The 21,433-nt window shown below is 68.7% G+C and carries 17 protein-coding genes and 1 tRNA gene; 3 read left to right on the top strand and 15 right to left on the bottom strand.

Annotated elements, in window-relative coordinates:
* Nucleotides 1-13 precede the first annotated feature (13 nt).
* The 12 genes from AB5S17_RS02410 to AB5S17_RS02355 form a co-directional block, all read right to left on the bottom strand.
* Nucleotides 14-523, bottom strand: coding sequence for an oxidoreductase (locus tag AB5S17_RS02410; protein ID WP_369235733.1), 510 nt, complete (start codon nucleotides 521-523; stop codon nucleotides 14-16).
* A gap of 295 nt (nucleotides 524-818) precedes the next feature.
* On the bottom strand, nucleotides 819-2,615 hold the full coding sequence (locus AB5S17_RS02405) for a gamma-glutamyltransferase family protein (protein ID WP_369235731.1): 1,797 nt from the start codon (nucleotides 2,613-2,615) through the stop codon (nucleotides 819-821).
* A 33-nt stretch (nucleotides 2,616-2,648) separates the two neighbouring features.
* Nucleotides 2,649-3,593, bottom strand: coding sequence for an ABC transporter permease (locus AB5S17_RS02400; RefSeq protein WP_369235729.1), 945 nt, complete (start codon nucleotides 3,591-3,593; stop codon nucleotides 2,649-2,651).
* Entirely contained in the window at nucleotides 3,593-4,537 is a 945-nt protein-coding gene (locus AB5S17_RS02395; protein WP_369235727.1) for an ABC transporter permease, read from the bottom strand. The genes AB5S17_RS02400 and AB5S17_RS02395 overlap by 1 nt, the downstream gene beginning before the upstream one ends.
* 63 nt (nucleotides 4,538-4,600) lie before the next feature.
* Entirely contained in the window at nucleotides 4,601-6,103 is a 1,503-nt protein-coding gene (locus tag AB5S17_RS02390; RefSeq protein WP_369235725.1) for an ABC transporter substrate-binding protein, read from the bottom strand.
* A gap of 32 nt (nucleotides 6,104-6,135) precedes the next feature.
* Nucleotides 6,136-7,239 carry an ABC transporter ATP-binding protein gene (locus tag AB5S17_RS02385; protein ID WP_369235723.1) on the bottom strand — a complete coding sequence of 368 codons (1,104 nt, stop codon included), beginning with the start codon at nucleotides 7,237-7,239 and terminating at the stop codon, nucleotides 6,136-6,138.
* The gene (locus AB5S17_RS02380) at nucleotides 7,239-8,216 is read right to left on the bottom strand and encodes an ABC transporter ATP-binding protein (protein WP_369236128.1); all 978 of its coding nucleotides are present in this window, start codon (nucleotides 8,214-8,216) and stop codon (nucleotides 7,239-7,241) included. Before AB5S17_RS02380 ends, AB5S17_RS02385 begins: the two co-directional genes overlap by 1 nt.
* 630 nt (nucleotides 8,217-8,846) lie before the next feature.
* Nucleotides 8,847-10,229 carry a sorbosone dehydrogenase family protein gene (locus tag AB5S17_RS02375; RefSeq protein WP_369235721.1) on the bottom strand — a complete coding sequence of 461 codons (1,383 nt, stop codon included), beginning with the start codon at nucleotides 10,227-10,229 and terminating at the stop codon, nucleotides 8,847-8,849.
* Between the two features lie 216 nt (nucleotides 10,230-10,445).
* Nucleotides 10,446-11,429: a phytoene/squalene synthase family protein gene (locus AB5S17_RS02370; protein WP_369235719.1), complete on the bottom strand. Its 984-nt coding sequence runs from the start codon at nucleotides 11,427-11,429 to the stop codon at nucleotides 10,446-10,448.
* Nucleotides 11,429-12,946 (bottom strand): phytoene desaturase, encoded by a 1,518-nt coding sequence (locus AB5S17_RS02365; RefSeq protein WP_369235717.1) that lies wholly within the window; start codon nucleotides 12,944-12,946, stop codon nucleotides 11,429-11,431. The genes AB5S17_RS02370 and AB5S17_RS02365 overlap by 1 nt, the downstream gene beginning before the upstream one ends.
* The gene (gene crtY, locus AB5S17_RS02360) at nucleotides 12,943-14,133 is read right to left on the bottom strand and encodes a lycopene beta-cyclase CrtY (RefSeq protein WP_369235715.1); all 1,191 of its coding nucleotides are present in this window, start codon (nucleotides 14,131-14,133) and stop codon (nucleotides 12,943-12,945) included. Before crtY ends, AB5S17_RS02365 begins: the two co-directional genes overlap by 4 nt.
* Entirely contained in the window at nucleotides 14,130-15,407 is a 1,278-nt protein-coding gene (locus AB5S17_RS02355) for a glycosyltransferase (RefSeq protein WP_369235713.1), read from the bottom strand. Before AB5S17_RS02355 ends, crtY begins: the two co-directional genes overlap by 4 nt.
* A 279-nt stretch (nucleotides 15,408-15,686) precedes the next feature.
* Between AB5S17_RS02355 and AB5S17_RS02350 the strand changes: the two genes are divergently transcribed.
* Nucleotides 15,687-16,211 carry a DUF2585 family protein gene (locus AB5S17_RS02350; RefSeq protein ID WP_369235711.1) on the top strand — a complete coding sequence of 175 codons (525 nt, stop codon included), beginning with the start codon at nucleotides 15,687-15,689 and terminating at the stop codon, nucleotides 16,209-16,211.
* 226 nt (nucleotides 16,212-16,437) lie between these two features.
* Complete coding sequence (locus tag AB5S17_RS02345) at nucleotides 16,438-16,758, top strand: antibiotic biosynthesis monooxygenase (protein WP_369235709.1); 321 nt, start codon at nucleotides 16,438-16,440, stop codon at nucleotides 16,756-16,758.
* Nucleotides 16,759-16,810: 52 nt separating this feature from the next.
* On the opposite strand, the gene AB5S17_RS02340 is transcribed toward AB5S17_RS02345, so the two are convergent.
* On the bottom strand, nucleotides 16,811-18,376 hold the full coding sequence (locus AB5S17_RS02340; protein WP_369235707.1) for a DUF87 domain-containing protein: 1,566 nt from the start codon (nucleotides 18,374-18,376) through the stop codon (nucleotides 16,811-16,813).
* Nucleotides 18,377-18,795: 419 nt separating this feature from the next.
* Nucleotides 18,796-18,880, bottom strand: a tRNA-Leu gene (locus tag AB5S17_RS02335).
* Nucleotides 18,881-19,246: 366 nt separating this feature from the next.
* Here AB5S17_RS02335 and AB5S17_RS02330 point away from each other — a divergent pair.
* Nucleotides 19,247-20,254 carry a complex I NDUFA9 subunit family protein gene (locus AB5S17_RS02330; RefSeq protein ID WP_369235705.1) on the top strand — a complete coding sequence of 336 codons (1,008 nt, stop codon included), beginning with the start codon at nucleotides 19,247-19,249 and terminating at the stop codon, nucleotides 20,252-20,254.
* 101 nt (nucleotides 20,255-20,355) lie between these two features.
* Here the strand turns inward: AB5S17_RS02330 and AB5S17_RS02325 are convergent, their stop codons facing one another.
* Nucleotides 20,356-21,273 carry an undecaprenyl-diphosphate phosphatase gene (locus AB5S17_RS02325; protein WP_369235703.1) on the bottom strand — a complete coding sequence of 306 codons (918 nt, stop codon included), beginning with the start codon at nucleotides 21,271-21,273 and terminating at the stop codon, nucleotides 20,356-20,358.
* Between the last annotated feature and the right edge of the window lie 160 nt (nucleotides 21,274-21,433).

Here is a 21,433-nt window from a genome sequence, read left to right as displayed (position 1 = left end):
CGGACGGGCCGGGTCAGAGGACGACGAGCCGCGCGACCTGCCAGGCGCAGCGCATGAAGACGCTCTGCTGCTGCAGCCGGACGTCCTGGTCGAACGGATAGAGGACGAACAGAGGCCCCTTGTCGCTGATCGGCATCAGCTTGCCGTCGCGCCGGATGGCGAGGATGCCGCCTTCGTCGGCGATGCCGGCCATGGGAATGTCCGCGACATAGTCGTTGAGGGCGATGGCGCGGATCTGCGTTCCATAGGCTCCGACCGCCTGCATCAGGGCGGCGAGAGGGACCCCTTCCCAGGTGTGGACGCCGTTGGTCCAGGGGGTGGACGTCGAGAACGTCCGGCGCCCGATGGCGTCGAGCATGGCGACATCGAAGACGGCCTCGTCCCCGGCATTGTGGACGGTGATCTTGCCGCCGATGCGCAGGATCGGCCGTCCCTGCGGCTGTCCGAGCGGCGGCGGCGCGGCGAGTGCGGGAGCCAATCCTGCGAGCGCGGCACCGACGATGCCCGTGGCCAGGAGGAGCATGCGTCGGCGTGTCAGAGGCTGTTCCACGGACGCGAACCTTCAACGGTCTACAGAATCAATACGACAGCAAAATTTTAAAGAAAGCGTATGAACGGCCGGTAAAGGTTGAACGACCACCGGAAAGCACGTCGGCGCTGCGTCACCAGCCTTGCGGCCACGTCGTTCGCTCCGGCAGTGGTCTCTCCTGCCCGGCTCCGCGTCTCCGGCGAGCTGCCGACCCTGTCCGGCTCAGGGCCGCGCCGAGTCAAGGCTCAGCGCCGGCGGGTTCGGCACAAGCCCGGAGGCGGACGTTCGCTCAGCGGGCGATGGCGTAGGCCTGCATCAGGCGCGGCGTCGCGGCGGCTTTCAGCAGCCCGTCCTTTTCGCGCGCGACGGCGACGAGACGGCCGACCGTCCATTCCGGCGCGACCTCGAGGTCGTGCCCCCGCGCCCTGAGGTCGTCGAGCACGGCCTTGCCGAAGCTCTCCTCGGCGATGAGGTGCCCCGGCTTTCTCGAACGCGGATAGAACGAGCTCGGAAAATGCGTCGTGTGGCTCATCGGCAGGTCGATCGCCTCCTGCAGGTTCAGCCCGTGATGGACCGCCCTGAGGAACAGGATCAGCTGCCACTGCTCCTGCTGGTCGCCGCCCGGCGAGCCGAAGGCCATGTGGGCCTCGCCGTCGCGGATCGTCAGCGTCGGCGTCAGCGTCGTGCGCGGGCGCTTTCCCGGCGCCAGGGATGCCGGCAGGTCGGGCTCCAGCCAGAACATCTGGGCTCGGGAGTTCAGCATGAAGCCGAGTTCCGGGATCATCGGCGAGGACTGCAGCCAGCCGCCGGAGGGCATCGCCGCCATCATGTTGCCCCAGCGATCGGCGGCGTCGATATGGACGGTGTCGCCGCGCCGGACCGAGGCCTGCATTGCCGCCGTCGTCGGCTCGTCCACCTTCTTGGTACCGGAGGCGTCCGACAGGCGCTCCAGCGCCGCCATCATCCGGTCGACCTGATCCTCGTAGCCGGGGATGCGGCCGGGCCGGAGGTCGAAGGAGGCCTTGTCGGAGATCAGCTTGCGGCGCTCGTCGGCATAGGCGTCGGAGATCAGCGTCTCGATCGGCACGTCGACGAAGTTCGGGTCGCTGATGTAGCACTCCCGGTCGGCGAAGGAGAGCTTCATCGCCTCGGTGAGGAGGTGGATGAACTCGGCGCCCGCCGGCTTTGTCGCGCCGAGGTCGAAGCCCTTCAGCAGCGCCAGCGTCTGGATGAAGGCCGGCCCCTGCCCCCACGGTCCGATCTTGTTGACCGTCTGGCCGCCGTACTCATAGGTCAGCGGCGCCTCGACGCCGGCCTGCCAGCCGGCCATGTCCTCGGCGGTCAGGACGCCCTTGTGGCGGCTGCCGCTCTCGTCCATCGCCTCGGTCTTCTCGACGAAGGCGTCGATCGCCTCGGCGACGAAGCCCTTGTAGAAGGCGTTGCGAGCCGCCTCGATCTGGCGCTCGCGGTCGCCGCCGGCCGATTCCGCCTCGGCGACGATCCTCTGCCAGGTCTTCGCCAGCGCCTCGTTCCTGAACAGCGACCAGGGTTCCGGCGCCGAGCCGTTCGGCAGGAAGGCCGCGGCCGAGGTCGGCCATTCGGTCTTGAAGAAGCTCGTCAGGCCTTTGATCGTGTCGGCAACGCGCGGCAGGATCGGATGGCCCTTCTCGGCATAGTAGATCGCCGGCTCCAGCACGTCGCGCACGCTCATCGTGCCGTGGTCGCGCAGGAGCAGCATCCAGGCGTCGAACGAGCCGGGGATGACGGTGGCGAGCAGGCCGTTGCCGGGGATCAGCGTCAGGCCTTCGCGCTTGTAGTGCTCCAGCGTCGCTCCGGCCGGCGCCGGCGCCTGGCCGCAGATCACTTCGGTCTTCCCGGTCTTGGCGGAGTGGAAGATGATCGGCACGTCGCCGCCCGGCCCCACCAGATGCGGCTCCACCACCTGCAGCACGAAGGCCGTCGCAATGCCGGCGTCGAAGGCGTTGCCGCCGCGCTCCAGCATGGACATGCCGACGGCGGTTCCGAGCCAATGGGTCGAGGCGACGGCGCCGAACGTGCCGAGAAGCTCGGGTCTGGTGGTGAACATGCGGAGACTGCCTTTCAGACTGGAAATGCGGGTTCAGCTTTCGCGCGGGTCGAGCGCGTCGCGCAAGCCGTCGCCGAGAAGATTGAAGCCGAGGACGAGGAGGAAGATGGCGGCGCCGGGAAAGATCGACATCCAGGGCGCCTGGTTCATGAAATTCTTGGCGGTGTTCAGCATCGAGCCCCAGGAGGGGTCCGGCGGCTGCTGGCCGAGGCCGAGAAAGGAGAGGCTGGCCTCGGCGATGATCGCCGTCGCGATCGTCAGCGTCGCCTGCACGATCAGCGGCGGCAGGATGTTGGGAAAGATGTAGCGGATCAGGATCCAGCGGTTCGGCAGGCCGATCGCCTGCGCCCCCTCGACATAGTCCTCCGCCTTCACCGACAGCGTCTGCGCCCGTGCGAGCCGGGCGAAGATCGGCGTGCCGGAGAGGCCGATCGCGATCATCGCATTGGTGAGGCTGGGGCCGAGGAACGCCGCGAGCGCGATGGCGAGGATCAGGAACGGGATCGACAGGAGCGCGTCCGCGACGCGGCTGACGGCCATGTCGGTCCAGCCGCCGAAGAAGCCGGCGAGGATGCCGAAGGGCACGCCGACGACGACGGCGATCGCGACGGAGACGACACCGGCGAGCAGCGAGGCGCGCGCCCCGTAGGCCATGCGCGAGAAGATGTCGCGGCCGAGCTCGTCGGTGCCGAAGAAGTGCGCCAGCGACGGCGCCTTGCGGATGGCGAGGAAGCTGGTCTTCAGCGGATCATAAGGCGCGGCCAGCGGTGCCAGCACCGCCCACAGCACGAAGACGAGGACGAAGAGGCCGCCGACGATCGCCGCGCGGTTGGAGAAGAACTTGCGGAGCGCGCGGTTGCCGCGGCCCTCCAGCGGCTCGTCGGTCGGCCCGATCTCCGGCACCTTGACGTCGACCGGCTCCGCATGGGCGGTGCCGGGATCGCGGGCGGCGCGGTCCGAGGCTGCAACGTGGCTCATCAGGCGCCCCTCAGCCGCGGGTTGATCAGGATGTAGAGGACGTCGGCGAGAAGGTTCAGTCCGACATAGCCGATCGCCGTGCACAGGACGATTCCCTGCACCACCGCATAGTCGCGGGTGAAGACCGCGTCGACGACGAGCTTGCCGAAGCCGGGGATTGTGAAGATCTGCTCGGTGAGCACCGCGCCGCCGAGAAGCTCGCCGAAGAGCAGCGTCATCAGCGTCACGATCGGCACCAGCGCGTTGCGCAGCGCATGCTTGTAGACGACCTTCCCCTGCCGAAGGCCCTTCGCCCGCGCCGTCCGGATGTAGTCGGATCGCAGAATGCCGATCATCGCCGACCGGGTGTGCCGCATCAGCGTCGCCGAGAGCGCGGTGCCGAGCACGAAGGCCGGCATCAGCATGGTCTTGATCGACAGCCAGAAGTCCTGCGACGGCGGCACGTAGCCGGACGCCGGGAGCCAGCCGAGCTGCACCGAGACGAGGAAGATCAGGAGAATCCCCAGCCAGAAGTTCGGGATCGACAGGCCCGACAGCGCGACGACGTTGGCCACGTAGTCGACCGCCGTCTCCTTTCGCACGGCCGACAGTATCCCCGTCGGGATGCCGATCAGGACGGCGACGATCATCGCCATCACCGCGAGCTGGATCGTCACCGGCAGCTTCGAGTCGATCAGCTGCGTCACCGGCACGTCGGTCCGCAACGACTTGCCGAAATCGCCCTGCACCACCTGCTTCACCCACATGCCGTACTGCACCGGGATCGGGTCGTTCAGGTGGTACTTCTCGCGGATGTATTCGATCACCTTCGGATCGTGCTCCTCGCCCGCGATCATCAGCGCGGGATCGCCGGGCAGGAGCTTCTGCAGCGAGAAGACCAGCATCGAGACGATGATGATGGTCGGGATGGCGACGAGCACACGCCGAAGGATCAGTTCCGCCATGGGAAGGCCTCTGCAGGACGGCGGCGGGCAGCCGTCGAGGCCGCCCGCCGCACGAAGCGCCGGTTATTGAACGTTCATGCCCTTCAGGCGGATCATGCCGTCGGGATAGGGCACGAAGCCGGTGACGTTCTTGTTCAGCACGAACGGCCAGGGCTGGTAGTAGGTGTAGATCACCGGCAGGTCCTGCTGCAGGATCGTCTGAGCGTCGGTGTAGAGCGGCTTGCGCTTCTCGACGCCGGACACCTGGCGCGCCTGGTTCAGGTCCTTGTCGACCTGCTGATTGCAGTAGCGGCCGTAGTTCAGGGCGCCCTTGCAGGTGACGAAGGGGTGGATGTTGCCGTCCGGATCGACGCGGCCGGACCAGCCGATCAGCGAGGCGTCGAAATTGCCCCGGTCGAGCTCGTCCAGCATGGCGGCGAACTCGGTCGCCCGCAGCGTGATCTGGAAGCCGGCCTCGGCGGCCATCGCCTGGATCAGCTCGGCGAGCTGCTGGTTGTCGGACCCGGTGCCGAAGACGAGCTCGAACTTCGGGTTCGGCACGCCGGCCTCCTTCAGCAGCTCCTTGGCCTTGTCGACGTTGCGCTCGGTCACCGGGAACTTGTCGGAGAGATACGGGCTGGAGGGCGGGAACGGCTGCTGCGCCGGCGGATAGATGCCGTTGCCGGCGACCTGGTTGATGACGTCGCGGCCGATCGCGTATTCCAGCGCCTGCCGGATGCGCTTGTCCTTAGCGAGCGGGTTGCTCTTGGCGCGGTCGCCATTGTTGGTGTTGATGGTGATCGACTGCCAGCCGAGGCCGGTGACCGGCTCGAAGTCGAGGCTCTTGTCGGCCTTGACCTGCGGCACGTCGGTCGGCGCCAGCCGCTCCAGCATGTCGATGTCGCCGGCCTTGAGGTTGGCGAGCTTCACCGTCGCGTCGGTGATCGGCAGATAGACCACCTTCTTGATCGGATAGTCCTTGGCGTCCCAGTAGCCGTCGTACTTCTCGAGTTCGATGCGGTCGTTCTGGACGCGCTTGACGAACTTGTAGGGGCCCGAGCAGACCGGGTCCTGCGAGAAGGTCTTGTCGCCCTTGAAGGCGGCCGGCGACATCATCATGCCGGCGCGATCCGACAGCGTCGCGAGCAGCGTCGCATCCGGATGCTTCAGGTGGATCGTCACGGTCGAGGGGTCGACGACCTCGACGTGGTCGACCGAGGAGAGCTCGCTCTTGCGGTTGGAGTCGGGCAGCGACATCGAGCGGTCGAGATTGGCCTTCACCGCCTCGGCATCGATCTTGGTGCCGTCCTGGAAGGTGATGCCGTCGCGCAGCTTGAAGGTCAGCGCCGTCTCGTCGTCGTTGTAGGACCAGGACGTCGCGAGCTGCGGCACGAAGTCGAGCTTCGGCGAGATGTCGACCAGCTTGTCGCAGAGGGCGGTGAAGACGATGCGGCCGACATAGGTGCGGGCACGGTCGGGATCGAGCACGTCCGGGTCTTCCTTCAGACCGATGCGCAGCGTCTGCGCATAGGCCATGGACGAGGCCAGGAGGCTGAGCGAGAGGACGGCAAGTCGCGTCTTGAGCATGGATTGCTTCCCTGTTGCGGTTGGGCTTGTCGTTACGGGTTGGCGATGAGATCCGCGCGGCCCGCCTGCCGCGCGGTGTAGAGGGCGATGCGCTTCTCCAGCCTGGCGCTCGGCGCAGCGATCGGCCGCGGATCGCTGCCGGCCGCCTGGATCTCGCGCCAGAAGTGGCAGGCGACCTGACGGCCGCCCTCCACCGTCTCCAGATCCGGATGTTCCTGGGAACACCGCGGCCGGGCATGCGGGCAGCGGGTGTGGAACTTGCACCCCGAGGGCGGCTTCGTCGGGCTCGGCACGTCGCCTTCGAGCGGCTGGATGCTGTGCTTCAGCGTCGCGCTCGGCTGCGGGATCGCGGCGAAGAGCGCTTGCGTGTAGGGATGCAGCGGTGCGTCGTAGAGGTCGTCGGTGCGGGCGAGCTCGACCACCTCGCCGAGATACATCACCGCGACGCGGTCGCTCATGTGCCGGATGACGGCGAGGTCGTGGGCGACGATCACCAGCGTCAGCTTCAGCCGCTCCTTCAGCTCCTCCAGGAGGTTGACGATCTGGGCCTGGATCGAGACGTCGAGCGCCGAGACCGGCTCGTCGCCGAGGATCAGCTGCGGCTCGGCCGCGAGCGCCCGGGCGACGCCGATGCGCTGGCGCTGGCCGCCGGAGAATTCATGGGGATAGCGGTCCGCCATGTCGGGCCGCAGGCCGACGGTCTCGAAGATGTCGAGCACCTTTTCGCGCCGCTCGGCCTTCGTCATGCCGCCCTTCAGCCAGATCGGCTCGCCGACGATGTCGCAGACGCTCATGCGCGGGTTCAGCGAGGCGAACGGGTCCTGGAAGATGATCTGCAGCTCGCTGCGCAGCCGGCGCAACTCGTCCGGAGCGAGGCTGCCGAGGTTGCGGCCGCGATAGATCACGTCGCCGGCCGTCGGCTCCATCAGGCGGATCATCAGCCGGCCGAGGGTGGACTTGCCGCAGCCGGATTCCCCGACGATCGCCAGCGTCTCCCCCTCGACGACCTTGATCGAGATGCCGTTGACCGCCTGGACCAGCGGCGAGCGCTTCAGGAGCTGACGCTTGCCGCCGAAGTGCTTCACCAGGTCGGCGGTCTCGATGATCGGCGTCGCGGCGGCAGATGTGTCGGCCATCACGCCACCTCCGAGAAATGCGCCTCGACCGGCGCGTACCAGCAGGCGGCCCGGTGGCCGGCATCGCCGGCCGTGGGCGCCAGCGGCGGCACCGCTTCCAGGCATCTGGCCTGCGCGAACGGACAGCGCGGCGAGAAGCGGCAGCCGTCCGGCATGCGCTGGACCGGCGGCACCGTGCCGGCGATCGTCGCGAGCTTGCCCGAACGCCGGCCGAGCGACGGGATCGCGCCCATCAGGCCGATCGTATAGGGGTGCTGCGGGTCGGAGAAGATCGCCTCGGCCGTGCCGTATTCGACGATGTGGCCGGCATACATGACCGCCACCTGGTCGGCGGTCTCGGCGACGACGCCGAGATCGTGAGTGATCAGGATCACCGCGGTCCCCGTCTCCTTCTGCAGGCCCGCGATCAGCGCCAGGATCTGCGCCTGGATCGTCACGTCCAGCGCCGTCGTCGGCTCGTCGGCGATCAAAAGCTTCGGCTCGTTGACGAGCGCCATCGCGATCATCACGCGCTGGCGCATGCCGCCGGAGAGCTGGTGCGGATAATCGCTCATGCGCTTCTCCGGCGCCGGGATGCGCACCTTCTTCAGCATGTCGAGCGAGATCGCCGCAGCCTCCGCCTTTCCGACCCTGCGATGGCGCCGCACCGTCTCGATCAGCTGGTCGCCGACGGTGAAGGCCGGGTTCAGCGAGGTCATCGGCTCCTGGAAGATCATCGAGATCCGGCTGCCGCGCAGATCCGCCATCGCCGAGTCGGACAGATGGAAGAGGTCGCGCCCCTCGAACATCGCCGTTCCCGAGACGATGTCGGCCGGCGGGGTGGGCAGGAGGCCCATCAGCGCCAGCGACGTCACCGACTTGCCGCAGCCCGACTCGCCGACGACGCAGAGCGTCTCACCCGCCCTCACCGCGAAGGCGACGCCATCGACCAGATTCTTGCCGGGAGCAAAGCGCAGGGAGAAATCCTCCAGCGCCAGGACGGGATCACCGGACGGGCTCAACCGCAGCACCCCGATCTGACGATGCCGCGGTGGCCGTCATTCGCTGCGGCTCTCTGGCGACTGCAAAGAATCGTCAACTGTCCCCTCACCCCGTGTCTCGACCTGCCTCGAAATTCAGCAAGCCTGGTTTTAGAGCAAACTATCTCTCGAACCAAACGAAATATGCAGCGAGGCTTCCCATCCCTCGAATGCCCGGCTTTACTGCTGGCGCGGTGACGAAGCGATCTCGCACAGGCGCCGAGTCGGGACCTTGCGGGTCGGAGATGCCTCTTGGCCTCGATGACTGTATGAGTTCGCTAGTACGATCGCAACGCCCGAATGAGCCGAGCGGGCGGAGCAACGGCCTGGAAAATCTTTCGAGACCGGCCGCATCGCCGGACGGCTCTGGCCGCCCTCATGCGCTTCGCCGATTCGCCGCCGTCATAGACGAGCATAACGCACCGCTCGTCAGGCCGCGCTAGCGGCGGCCGAAGCCGGGATGAGCGGCCAGGGCCACCGGTCGAGCGTCGCCGGGCGCGAAAAGGCCGCCGCGACGAGCGCGGCGGCCATGGACTTGGACGTCTTCTCCGAAGGGAGGAAGACGCGCGGGCGATGCTGTCGAGGCGCCTACTTCGCCGCCTGCTGCTTGGTCGCGGAGACGCGCCAGATGGTGCCGGTGCCATCCTCGGAAACGAGCAGCGAGCCGTCATGCGCCATGGTGACGTCGACCGGCCGGCCCCAGACCTGCTGGTCGGACAGGACGAAGCCGGTCAGGAAGTCCTGGTAGACGCCGGTCGGCTTGCCGTCCTTGAAGATCAGCCGCACGACCTTGTAGCCGGTGCGGTGGTCGCGATTCCAGGAGCCGTGCATGGCGACGAAGGCGTCGCCCTTGTAGTCCTGCGGGAACATGTCGCCGGTGTAGAAGTCGATGCCGAGCGGGGCCGAATGCGGCTGGAACAGGACGTCCGGCACCGTCACGTCGTTGGCGAGCTCCGGACGCGGGGCCATCTTCCAGCGCGGGTCCGGATTGTCGCCGATATAGTACCAGGGCCAGCCGTAGAAATGGCCTTCCTGCACATGCGTCGCATAGTCCGGCGGCAGGTTGTTGCCGAGTTCGTCGCGCTCGTTGACGACGCACCACAGATCCTTCGTCGCCGGCTGGATCGTCATGCCCGAGCAGTTGCGCAGGCCGGTGGCGTAGATGCGGCGGTTCTTGCCGTCCGGATCGAAGGCGAGGACGTCGGCGCGCCAGCGCTCGTCGCCCCAGGCGGCCCCCTTGGGGTTCTTGTCGACGAAGCCGCCCGGCGGATGCGGATTCATCGTGTCGAGGGCGACGTTCGAGTCGGAGCCGACCGAGACGTACATCGTCTTGCCGTCCGGCGAGAAGACGATGTCGCGCGTCCAGTGATAGCCGGTCGGAAGCTTCGGCACGATCGTCTCGGCCTTGCCCGAGGCCTTCATGTCGCCCTTCGAATAGGGGTAGCGCACGACGCTGTCGGTGTTGCCGACATAGACGTATTTAGGATCGTCCTTGGGATAGAAGGCGATGCCATAGGGCCGGTTCAGGCCGCTGGCGAAGACGCCCTTCTTCGTCACCTTGCCGTCCTCGCCCATCCGGTAGACGTGGACGGTTCCGGCCGAGCTGTCGGCGACGAAGACGTCGCCGTTCGGGGCGATGGTGATGACGCGCGGCTCCTGCAGACCGCTGGCGAATTCGGAGACCTGGAAGCCGTCCATCACCTTGGGCTTGGCGCCGTCGGGCCGCTGGCCGATGCCGGGGGAGTTGCTCGCCGACTTCGTGGCGTAGGGCTTCGGCATGTCGGCCGGCGTGATCTTCAGCTTCAGGCCGGGCTTGGCCTGCTCCCAGCTGCCATAGGCCTTCTCGCCGGTCAGGAGCTGGTGGTCGGACGAGGACGCGGCATCGCTGGCGGTGCTGCTCGCTGCCTGCGCGCCGGAGGCGGCGAGAAGCAGGGCGGCCGGGATCGATGCCAGCAGGAAATGACGGTTCATGGAGGCTCTCCGCTGTCGGATTTCGGTCGAGCCGGCCGAGCTCCTCCCAGCCGACGCCTGTGCGTCAACCGTGCGGGGTCGGTCCCGTTCCAGGTGATGTGCTTGGCCGAGCGCCGACGGCGGCGAAACGCCTGTGCCGCGGGCATTTCGAGCGGATCACAACCATGTCAGGAGGCGGCGGCCTCGGCTTCGCAGGGCGAGCCCGTCGTCGGCGGATCAATCGGCGGCGTTCGGCCGGGTGAACAGCCCGGGCAGCCTCGGGCGCGGAGCGGCACGGCGGGCGCGCGCGACCCTGCCTGCGCCGAGCGCTACGTGGCGGAGCTTTGCCGCGCGGCTGGTGGCGATGCGCGCGTCCCACGCCGCCGGTCCCCTCGCCTTCACCTCCAGCCCGATCTCGCGGTAGACGCCCAGCGCCGTCGCGACCGCCCAGGCCGATCGCGGCGGCAGGGCGGCAAGGCCGTAGAAGGCGGACTCGTAATAGGGCTCGGCGAGGTCCACCAGCCGGTGCGCGAGGACCGCGACCACCGGGCGCGAGCGCGGATCGGCGACCTGATCCGGCCGAAGGTCCGCCTCGGCGAGCCAGTCACCCGGCAGATAGACGCGTCCGGCACGCGCGTCCTCGACGATGTCGCGGGCGATGTTGGTCAGCTGGAAGGCGATACCGAGGTCGCAGGCCCGGTCGAGCGCTTCGCCGTCCTTCGCCTTCATCACGACCGCCATCATCACGCCGACGACGCCGGCGACGTGGTAGCAGTAGTCGAGCGTGTCCGCGATCGTCCGGTACGTCCGGCCCTCGACATCCATGCGGTAGCCGTCGAGGTGCTCCAGAAGCAGCGTCCGCGGCAGGCCGTGGCGCGCCGCGACATCGGCAATGGCGCGGAAGGCGGGTTCCCGCGTCGGGGCGCCGTCCAGCGCCGCCAGCGTCTCGGCCTCGAGCGTCGCGAGCCTTCCGGCCGGACTCGCAGCCCCTGCGCCCGGTCCCCGTCCGTAGCCGAGCACCTGGCCGTCGATGGCGTCGTCGCAATGCCGGCACCAGGCATAGAGCATCATCGCGCTCGCCCGCGTCTCCGGATCGAACAGCCGCGCCGCCGCCGCAAAGCTCTTCGAGCCCCGGGCGATTGAATCCTCGGCCATCGCCGCGAGATCGGCCCGCGCCGCCGCGTCGAGCGGCAGGCCGGCCGCAAGGGTCGTGGAGGACATCAGACGGCCAGCCCCGCATCCGCGATCATCAGGCCCGCCGTCGCCTTGGCCGAGCCGACGACCCCCGGCACGCCGGCCCCCGGATGCGTGCCGGCACCGACGAGATAGAGGTTGGCGATCTCCGCGTCGCGATTGTGCGGCCGGAACCAGGCGCTCTGCGTCAGCACAGGATCGAGCGAGAAGGCCGAGCCGTGATGCGCGTTCAGCTCATCGCGGAAGTCGTGCGGCGTGAAGATGCGACTCGTCACGAGATCGGCCTTGAGGTTCGGGATATGGCGGGCCTCGAGATAGTCGAAGATGCGGTCACGGTATTTCGGCCCCTCGACCGCCCAGTCGATCGCGGCATTGCCGAGATGCGGCACCGGCGAGAGGACGTAGAAGCTGCCCATGCCCGGCGGGGCGAGCGAGGGATCGGTCACGCAAGGGTTGTGCAGGTAGAGCGAGAAGTCGCCGGGCAGTTCGCGGCCCTTGAATATCTCCGAGATCAGCTCGCGGTAGCGCGCACCGAAGAGGACCGTGTGGTGCTGCAGCTCCGGCCGGTGGGTCCTGAGACCGAAATAGATGACGAACAGCGACATCGAGAACCGCTTCGACGCCAGCCGCTTGGCCTCCTGCCGGCCGCGGGCCGTGCCGCCGAGCAGCGCGCCGTAGGTGTGGACGACGTCGGCGTTCGAGGCGACGCAGTCGGCCGCAAAGCGCCGGCCATCCTTCAGAACCACCGCCCGCGCCCGGCCGTCCCGCACCTCGATCTCGGCGACCTCGGCCGAGGTCTCGACCTGTCCGCCGATGTCCTCGAACAGCCGGATCAGCCCGCGCACCAGCGCGCCAGTGCCGCCGCGCGGGAACCAGACGCCCCACTCGCGCTCCAGCGCGTGGATCAGCGCATAGATCGAGGAGGTCGCGAACGGATTGCCCCCGACCAGCAGCGAATGGAAGGAGAAGGCCTGCCGCAACTGCTCGTCGGCGATGAACTCCGACACCTTGGCATAGACGCTCCGCCAGGCCTGCAGCCGGGCGAGCTGCGGCCCGGCCCGGACCATGTCGCGGAAGGAGAGGAACGGCACCGTGCCGAGCTTTTCGTAGCCCTCGCGGAAGACATCCCGGGAATAGGCGAGGAAGCGTTGGTAGCCGGCGACGTCAGCGGGGCCCTTGGCGCCGATCTGCCGGTCGAGCTCGGACTGGTCGTTGACGTAGTCGAAGGCGTAGCCGTCCTCCCAGCACAGGCGGTAGAAGGGCGAGACGGGGAGCAGTTCGACATAGTCGGAGAGCCGGCGGCCGGCGGCTTCCGCCAGTTCCTCCAGCGCCGACGGATCGGTGATGACCGTCGGGCCGGCATCGAAGGTGAAGCCCTCGTCCTCGTAGACATAGGCACGGCCGCCGGGCTTGTCGCGCTTTTCCAGCAGCGTCACCTGGAAGCCTGCCGCCTGCAGCCGGATCGCCAGCGCGATGCCGCCGAAGCCCGCGCCGATGACGACGGCGCGTTGCTCCCCGCCGATCCTGCCGGTGCCGTCCTTCATGCGAGTTCCCCGGTCAGGCGGTGGCGCGCGAGCACCCTGATCGCGTTGCCGAAGGGCACCGGCGGCTTGCCCGTCAGGATGCGCGCCTTGTCCGGCAGGGTCAGCTTGGCGGCGTAGAACCGCGCGATCACCGGGTCCGGCAGCCGGTAGAAATGCTGCAGGATCTTGTAGCGCTTGGAGGAGACGCCGGCGAAGAACAGGAGCCGGTTGAGCATGCGGAAGAAGCCGCGCGCCTGCCAGGTCTCGATGGAATGGCGCCGCGTCTCGGCAAAGACGGCCGCAGCCGAGAGGTCTGCCAGTGCGGAGAGCCGGTCGGCCAGCCGGACGGCGTCGGGCAGAGAGTAGCCGGTTGTCGGATGGAACAGTCCCGCGGCGAGGCCGATCGCCGGAACGCCGTCCTTCTCGGCCCAGAAGGCGTCGATATCGCCGTCGATCGCGATCGGAAGCACCCCGTGCTCCTCCCGGACGATCGTTTCCGCCCGCCAGCCATGGGCGCCGAGATAGTCGCCGATCGCCCCTCGCAGTCGGTCCCGATCGAGCTCCGCCCCGTCGGCGTAATAGGTGTCCTCGACGAGCAGCCGCGTCGCGCTCATCGGCAGGACGTAGACGAAGCGATAGCCGTCCGCCTGGGTCACCGTCGCATCCATGATGATCGGGTTCATCAGGCCGTGCGGAGCGGCGAGTTCGATTTCCTGGCCGAGAAACTTCTGGAAGCCGAGCCTGAGATGCCGGCTCGGCCGGTGGCCGCGCCCGTCGATCACGCAGCCCGCGCGAACCGTGCGCCCGTCTGCGAGCGTCACCGACCTCGGCTTCACGGCCTCGGCGCGTGCGTCGGTGATCACCGCCGCTCCGAGCGCCGGCTCCAGTACGGCGCGGAACCGCTCCGAGGAGACGCTGGCATAGCCGGTCGCCATCTTCCGCCTGCGGTGCGGAAACCGCACCTCATTGGCGCTCCAGCGATAGGCGAGGAAGGGCGCGAGCCAGGCGTGTTCCGCCGCCGTCAGGTCGCCGTCGTGGAATGACCAGGTGTGGTTGCCCCCGAGGCGATCGTCGGCCTCGAACACGGCGAGCGAGAGCTCCGGTCGCTTCTGCCGCAGGCGGTATGCGGCAAGGCCGCTTGCCAGCCCGCCGCCGACGAAGGCGACGTCGACCTGTTCGGGGACTGCGGCAGCGGACGATCCGGTCATGCCGGCCGCTCGTCGCCGGTGCGCCGGCCGGTGCCGAGCACCACTCGTTCCACGATGTCTGCCGCCAATGCCGCCCCGCCGGATGCCCCGATGTCACGCCCGATGACGCGCGCTCTATCGCGGAAACTAGCCTCCGTCATCAGCCGCTCAAGACAAAAGACGATCTTCGCCTCCGACAAAAGGACGCGGGAGAACCGTTCGCCGACACCGTGATGAACGATGCGCGCGGCGATGCCCGGCTGGTCGAAGGCCATCGGGATCGCCAGCATCGGCACGCCCGCGGCGAGCGAGTCGAGAACGGTGTTGAGGCCGGCATGGGTGACGCAGACGCTCGCCTGCGCCAGGATCGCGCGCTGCGGCACGAAGTCGGTCACGAAGGTGGCGCCGATCGAGGCCGCCTGGCGCTGGTCCAGCGCGCCGCAATGGGCGACCAGGCAGTCGGCGCCGATCGCGCGGCAGGCGGCCGCCACCTTCCGGAAGAGATCGATGCGGTGCCCCTGAAGCGTGCCGAAGGAGGCAAAGACGAGCGGCTTGCGCCCGGGCCGGCGGAAGGGAAGCGTCTCCGCGCCCGCGTCCCGGCGTCGGATCGGCCCCACGGCGTGGCGGATCGGCGAGGGATCCCGGGGAAAATCGAAGCTCGGCACCAGCTGCGAGATCTGGCAGGTTTCGGAAAGACAGTCGGCGAGGCTATCGCGCGGCGGCAGGTCGAGCCGCTTCGCCCAGCTCGCGACCGTCCTCCGCTGACGCGCGAGCAACAGCCGCGCCACCGTCTCGCCGCCGCGATTGCGCTTCAGGCCCCGCTCGCTCGCATCATAGGGCCAGGGCAGGAAGGGCAGCGGCACGGACGGGTCATGATGGATGGGAAGCGCTGCGGCGAGCGAGACCAGCGGCAGCTTCAGATGCGCGGCGATCAGTCCCGCCGCCGGCTCCATCTGGTCGCCGATGACCGCGTCGACGCCGAGCCGTTCGAGAAGCGCCGGCGCCTTGCGGCAGAGTTCGTCGGTGAGCAAGGCCGAATCGCGCACGGTGCGCAGCACGGCGAGCGGCCCCCTGCCCCGCGCCGCGCGGGCGATCACCGCGTCCAGCTCGGCGCGCGGCCGCTCCCCGACATCGACGGCCGACAGGTTCGCGCCGCCGCGCTCGACCAGCGACGCCGCGCCGCCGTTCAGGACGAAGGTGACGCGGTGGCCGCGCCGCGCCAGTTCCTCCCCCACCGCCTCGAACAGGCGGATATGGGAAAAGAACGGCGGGCAGATCAGGGCGAAGTGGCTCATGAACGGCACGTGATCCCAAGCCGGCTTGAAACCTCCCGCCGGCGCCTCATCCTTTTAGCAGGCGAACGCGCCGCTTCGCCACTCCTCGGCGAGCCGGACGGGCGCCACCCGTCATCACCTCGCCGTGCGTTTCATGCTCCTTTTCCAGCAATATCTCTCGGGCGCTTGCAGCCGGATGGCCTGCGAGGCGCCTCACGGCCGGTGCACGATGCGGCGGCCTCGATGACCGGCGCCAGCCACGCGCTGCAACCGACACCGCGCGGATCCCTCTTTTCCTCCGTGACCGCCAGCGTCGCGGCCAGCCTCCTCATCGTCATCGCGATGATCGTCTGGCTGAGGCTCGCCGGCCGATCCTGGGTCTGCCCCTGTGGCGTCGTGAAGCTCTGGCAGGGTGCGCCGGCACCGGGGCGGAACAGCCAGCAGTTCGCCGACTGGTACTCGGCGCTGCACGTCATCTTCGGGCTTGCGCTCTACACCTTCGTCACCTGGATGCGGCCGGGGTGGCCGACGGGCCAGCGCGCCGTCACCGCCGTCGCCTCCAGCGCCGTCTGGGAGGCGATGGAGAACACGCCGCTCCTCATCCACATGTTCGCCGCGCCTGCCGGCGGCGCGGCCTATGCCGGCGATTCCATCCTGAATTCCCTCGGCGACACGGTCTTCGTCGTCCTCGGCTTCGCCCTCGCCGCGCGGCTTCCGCTCTGGGCGACGCTCACCCTCGCCCTAGCGCTCGACGCCGCGGTCGAAATCGCGGTCGGCGACGGCTTCGTGCTGGGGACGCTGCGGCTTCTCGGCGCGCCGGTGTGAACTGACGAGCCGTCAGCCGCTTGCCGGTCCGCCGCCGGATGCCAGATAGATCGTCGTCGAAAAGGAATTGGGCGGCAGAGGTGAGTCCGCCCCTTCTCCGGAGGAGAAGATTCCGCGCCCGGTACCGGGACCCACGACAAGCGAGAGCAACCGTGCTCGCTTGGCGGCGAAGGGTCCAGAAGGGTTTTCGTTCTCCGTCGCGCGGGCTCTGACAAGGAGAACCGCAATGCCCCTCATCCGATCGCAGGCCGGCATCGTTACGCAGATCAACGTCTTCACCGTGCCGGAAGGCGGCCAGCAGGCGCTGATCGACCACCTTTGCGAGGCAGCCCGCCTCTGCCGCAAGGACGTTCCGGGATGGCTCTCGGCGAGCCTGCACCGCAGCCACGACGGAACGCGCGTGGCGAACTACGCCCAATGCCGCGACATGTCCTCGTGGCACGCAGTGATGGAGACGCTGCGAGGACACGGCTTCATCGACGGCAACCGGCGGTTCGGCACCGCTCATCCCGGCCTCTACGACGTCGTCGCGACGTTCGAGCGGTAGCCGTTGCGTTCGTCCACGACGCACCGTCGGCCGCCGCCGGAGATGGCGGCGGTCAGCTGCCGCTGCGCGCCAGCCGCGCCGCCCGCCGCGCCCGCGCCTCGTCGAGGCTGTCGAGCGAGACCTGCGGCAGCTTGGTGCGCCAGTCGGTGCCGGCGATGGTGACGACGCGGTCGCCGCGAAAGTCCTGGTCGGCGGTGATCAGGCCGCGTTCGGCCATGAAGGAGAGCAGGAAGCGTCCGCGCGAGGGCGAATGGCTGCCATAGGCGCGGGCGAGAGCCTCGTCGGAAGGGCATTCCGCCGCGTCGCGGGCGGCCCGCGCCAGCATCATGAAGACGCCCTGCATCTCCTCCGGCAGATCCGCCGAGCGCTCCATGATCATCTGCCACTCGGCGTCGGAGGTGTCGGCCGACACGCCGGCGCGCGCCAGCGACAGCCGGCGGCGGAAGGCCGCCATGTCGGTCTCGGCGCCGCGCAGCCGCTTCAGCCGGCAATGCGTCAGGAACTCCTGGTAGAGCACCGGCACCGGACGGAAGGCCGCGTCCGGATCCTCCAGCATCTCGGCGAAGATCTGGTTGACCGCGGCGGCGCGCTCTTCGGGCGAGCGCGGATCGTCGTCCTCGGCAGGCTCCGCCCGCTCCCCGGCGGACGGTCCCGATGCCACCCGTTCCAGGAGCTCGCTCGTCGGAACGCTCGGCTGCGGGGCCGGCGGGCGGGGCGCGGCGAAGGCCGGACGGGCGGCGGCGCGGCGATCCGCCTCCTTCTCGGCCTCGCTGGCGGTGAAGACGAGGTCGGCGAGGTCCTCCGGCGGCAGTTCCGGCAGCGGCATCAGCGACGGGCGCCCGGCGCGCGAATGCGTCTCGGTGGGGCCGATCCGGATCGGCACCGGACGGCGCGACAGCGCCGGGCCGAGGGCGACGAAGTTGCCGGTCTCGAGATCGCGGAAGCGCTCGGCACCGCGCCTGTCGATGCCGAGGAGATCGGCGGCGCGCTGCATGTCGATGTCGAGGAAGGTACGCCCCATCAGGAAGTTCGAGGCTTCGGCCGCGACGTTCTTGGCGAGCTTGGCGAGGCGCTGCGTCGCGATGACGCCGGCGAGACCGCGCTTGCGGCCGCGGCACATGAGGTTGGTCATCGCGCCGAGCGAGGCCTTGCGCGCTTCCTCCGAATGCTCGCCGGACATCGCCGGGGCGAAGAGATGCGCCTCGTCGACGGCGATCAGCATCGGGAACCAGAAGGCGCGATCGCAGTCGAAGAGGCCGTTCAGGAACGCCGCCGAGCACATCATCTGCACCTCGGCGTCGAGCCCTTCGAGGTTGAGAACCACGGAGGCGCGGTGCTGGCGGATCCGGCCGGCGATGCGGGCGAGCTCGTTCGGCGTGCGGTTGGCGTCGACGACGACGTGGCCGTAACGATCCGCCAGCGTGACGAAGTCGCCTTCCGGATCGACGATCGCCTGCTGCACGTAGGGCGCGCTCTGCTCCAGGAGCCGGCGCAGGAGATGCGACTTGCCCGAGCCGGAATTGCCCTGGACGAGCAGGCGGGTGGACAGGAGTTCTTCCAGATCGAGCTCCGCCGGCTCGCCGGTCTGGGTCGTGCCGAGGTCGACGGCAACGGTCATCGCATGCCCTTCATACTGTGCAGTGTGTGCGGTGGTGCGTGCCGGACGGCGGCCCCAACGGCCGGAGAGACTGCCGCGCCGGCACCTGTTCCAGGTTAGCACGCGGACGCCGGCAGGAGTCCCGCGCTGGCCCGCCTGTCCACAGGATCGGACCGTCGGGGAGAAAGGCGGTGGAAAGCCGGGAGTGCCGGCAGCGGATGCGACGCGCGAGGAAGCCGCGCGGCGTCGCGGCAGCGTCACCGGCCTTTCCGGGACCGAATCACACGGGTTCGAGCCAGGCCACGAAGGCCGGCAAGATCATCGACAATGGGATCGTGTACAGACACACGCCCATCTCCGGACGATGCCGGATCGGCGCTTCGATGTCTGTGGTGTGGGGCTGCTATCCGATCGGCTTCACACCGTCACGGATAGGGAAATGGTGCCCAGGAAAGGACTCGAACCTTCACGCCTCGCGGCACACGGACCTGAACCGTGCGCGTCTACCAATTCCGCCACCTGGGCTCGGCAGGGACGTCTAGAGAGAGACGATGGGCCTGTCAACGCGAATTCTGGCAGCGCCCGAAATTGCAGTCGCCGAGCCCTCGGGCGGGAGGTCCCCGCCGTACACGGGGAGAGCCCTGGAGGGCGCATCCTGTCTCGCCCCGGGCCGGCCGCCGCTTCGGGACAGCCGGGGCGAGTGGTGGCCCGGGCCGACCGGCGATCGGGCGTCTCGTTGCGCTCTCGCCGCCGCGCAATGCCGAATCGCCGCCATTCCCGCCTTCACCTCCATTCCCGAACCGGCTATGAGCGGCCTTACGATCATGATTGGCGTGTGATCCGGCCGCCGCGATGCGCGGCCGGACGCTGCGGCGAAGGATAAGGGCGAACATGACGGTCGACACGAACAAGACGGTGGTGGTCTTCGGCGGCTCGGGCTTTCTCGGCAATCACGTCACGCGGGCCCTCGCCCGGCGCGGCCACCGCATCCGCGTCGCCACCCGCCGGCCCGACCTCGCCTACCGCGTCCGGGTCAACGGCAATTTCGGGCAGATCCAGCCGATCCAGGCGAATCTGCGCTATCGCTGGTCGGTGGACCGGGCGGTGGAGAACGCCGACCACGTCGTCAACCTCGTCGGGATCCTCGCCGAGAGCGGCAAGCAGAGCTTCGAGGCGGTGCAGGCCCTCGGCGCGCGCGCCGTCGCCGAAGCCGCGCGCAATGTCGGCGCGCCGCTGACGCACATCTCGGCGATCGGTGCCGATGCGAACTCCGAATCGGGCTATGCGCGCTCCAAGGCCGCCGGCGAGGCTGCGGTGTTCGAGACGCTGCCGGATTCGTATGTCCTGCGCCCGTCGATCGTGTTCGGCTCCGAGGACCAGTTCTTCAACCGCTTTGCCGACATGGCGCGCAGGGCGCCCTTCCTGCCGCTGATCGGCGGCGGCACGACGCGGTTCCAGCCGGTCTATGTCGGCGACGTCGCCGAGGCGATCGCCGATACGGTCGAAGGCAAGGTGCCGGGCGGCCGCATCTACGAACTCGGCGGCCCGGAGATCCTGACCTTCCGCGAGATGATGGAGGAGATGCTGCGGGTGATCGCCCGCAAGCGCCGCTTCGTCTCGATCGGCTTCGGCACCGCCGCGACGATGGCAAAGCTGCTGCAGCATGTGCCGGGCGCGCCGCTGACGCCCGACCAGGTCGCCCAGCTGCGCCACGACAACGTGGTCTCGGATGCGGCCAAGGCCGAGGGGCGGACGCTGAAAGCCTTCGGCCGGCAGCCGCGCACGCTGGATGCGATCCTGCCGACCTATCTCATCCGCTTCCGCCCGCAGGGCCAGTTCACCGTGCCCCAGCCGCAGGGCGGGGCGATGAAGCCGGAGAAGCAGCAGGACCTCGTCTGAGCCGAGGCCATCCGGGCTCGGCATCATCCGGAAGCGGCGAGCGCCTTCGCGGGCTCGCCGCCGCGATCCGGAGGCTCGGCACTGGCCGAGCCTTGATGCCGTCAGCGCTGATGCGGCAGGCGGCCTTCCTTGCCTTCCGTCGCCGGCCCCGCGACTGGCGCGCCCGCGCCATCCGTCGCCTGGACCGGCTGCTCCGAACGCACCGGCTCCGCCGGCGCAACCGTCACCAGCAGGATGATGCCGATCGTCCCGACGACGATGCGCCACCAGGCGAAGACGGCGAAGCCGCGCCGCGACACGAAGTCGAGCAGCGTGCGCACGACGAACAGCGCCGAGATGAAGGCCATGACGAAGCCGACCGCGATCAGGCCGAGATCGTCCGTCGACAGCGCATGCCGGTTCTTGAACAGGTCGTAGGCGGTCGCCCCGATCATCGTCGGGATCGCCAGGAAGAAGGAGAACTCGGCCGCCGAGCGCTTGTCGGTTCCCATCAGAAGCGCGCCGGCGATGGTCGCGCCCGATCGCGATGTGCCGGGGATCATCGCCAGGCACTGGAAGAAGCCGATCTTCAGGCACAGCGGCAGCGGATACTTCATGACGTCGTCGAAGCGCACCTTGCGCGGCACCTTGTCGATGATCAGGAGCAGGATCCCGCCGACGACCAGCGCGATGCAGATGACCATCGGCGATTCGAACAGGACGCGCTTGATGAAGTCGTGCGCGAGAACGCCGATCACCGCCGCCGGCAGGAAGGCGATGATCAGCCCGGCGACGAAGTGCCGGCTTCGGCCGCTGGTCGGCAGCGTGATGAAGAGCTGCCACAGCCGGCCGAAATACACGAGCAGGATGGCCAGGATCGCGCCCAGCTGGATGACGATCTCGAAGACGTGGCCGGTCGAACGGAAGCCGAGAAGCTGGTCCATGAGCAGCAGGTGTCCGGTCGACGACACCGGGATGAACTCGGTCAACCCCTCGACGATGCCGAGGATCGTGGCGTCGACATATGCCCCGATGTCCATGGAAGGCCTTTCTCCTGACAAGCGCGGCCTTCTTGCTCCCGAAGGCTGGCCCAAGGCTGAAGCGCCGTTCCGGGCGAGCGATCGCCTGCCGCGCGCGCGATCCCCTGCGGCAATTTCGGGGCCGAGGCAAGCCACTTGTCAGGCTGTCGCAGCCTGCTAT

The sequence above is a fragment of the Jiella sp. M17.18 genome, from assembly GCF_041027365.1.
Classification (GTDB): Bacteria; Pseudomonadota; Alphaproteobacteria; order Rhizobiales; family Rhizobiaceae; genus VKMB-3413.
This window is presented reverse-complemented; position numbering and strand designations above follow the sequence as displayed.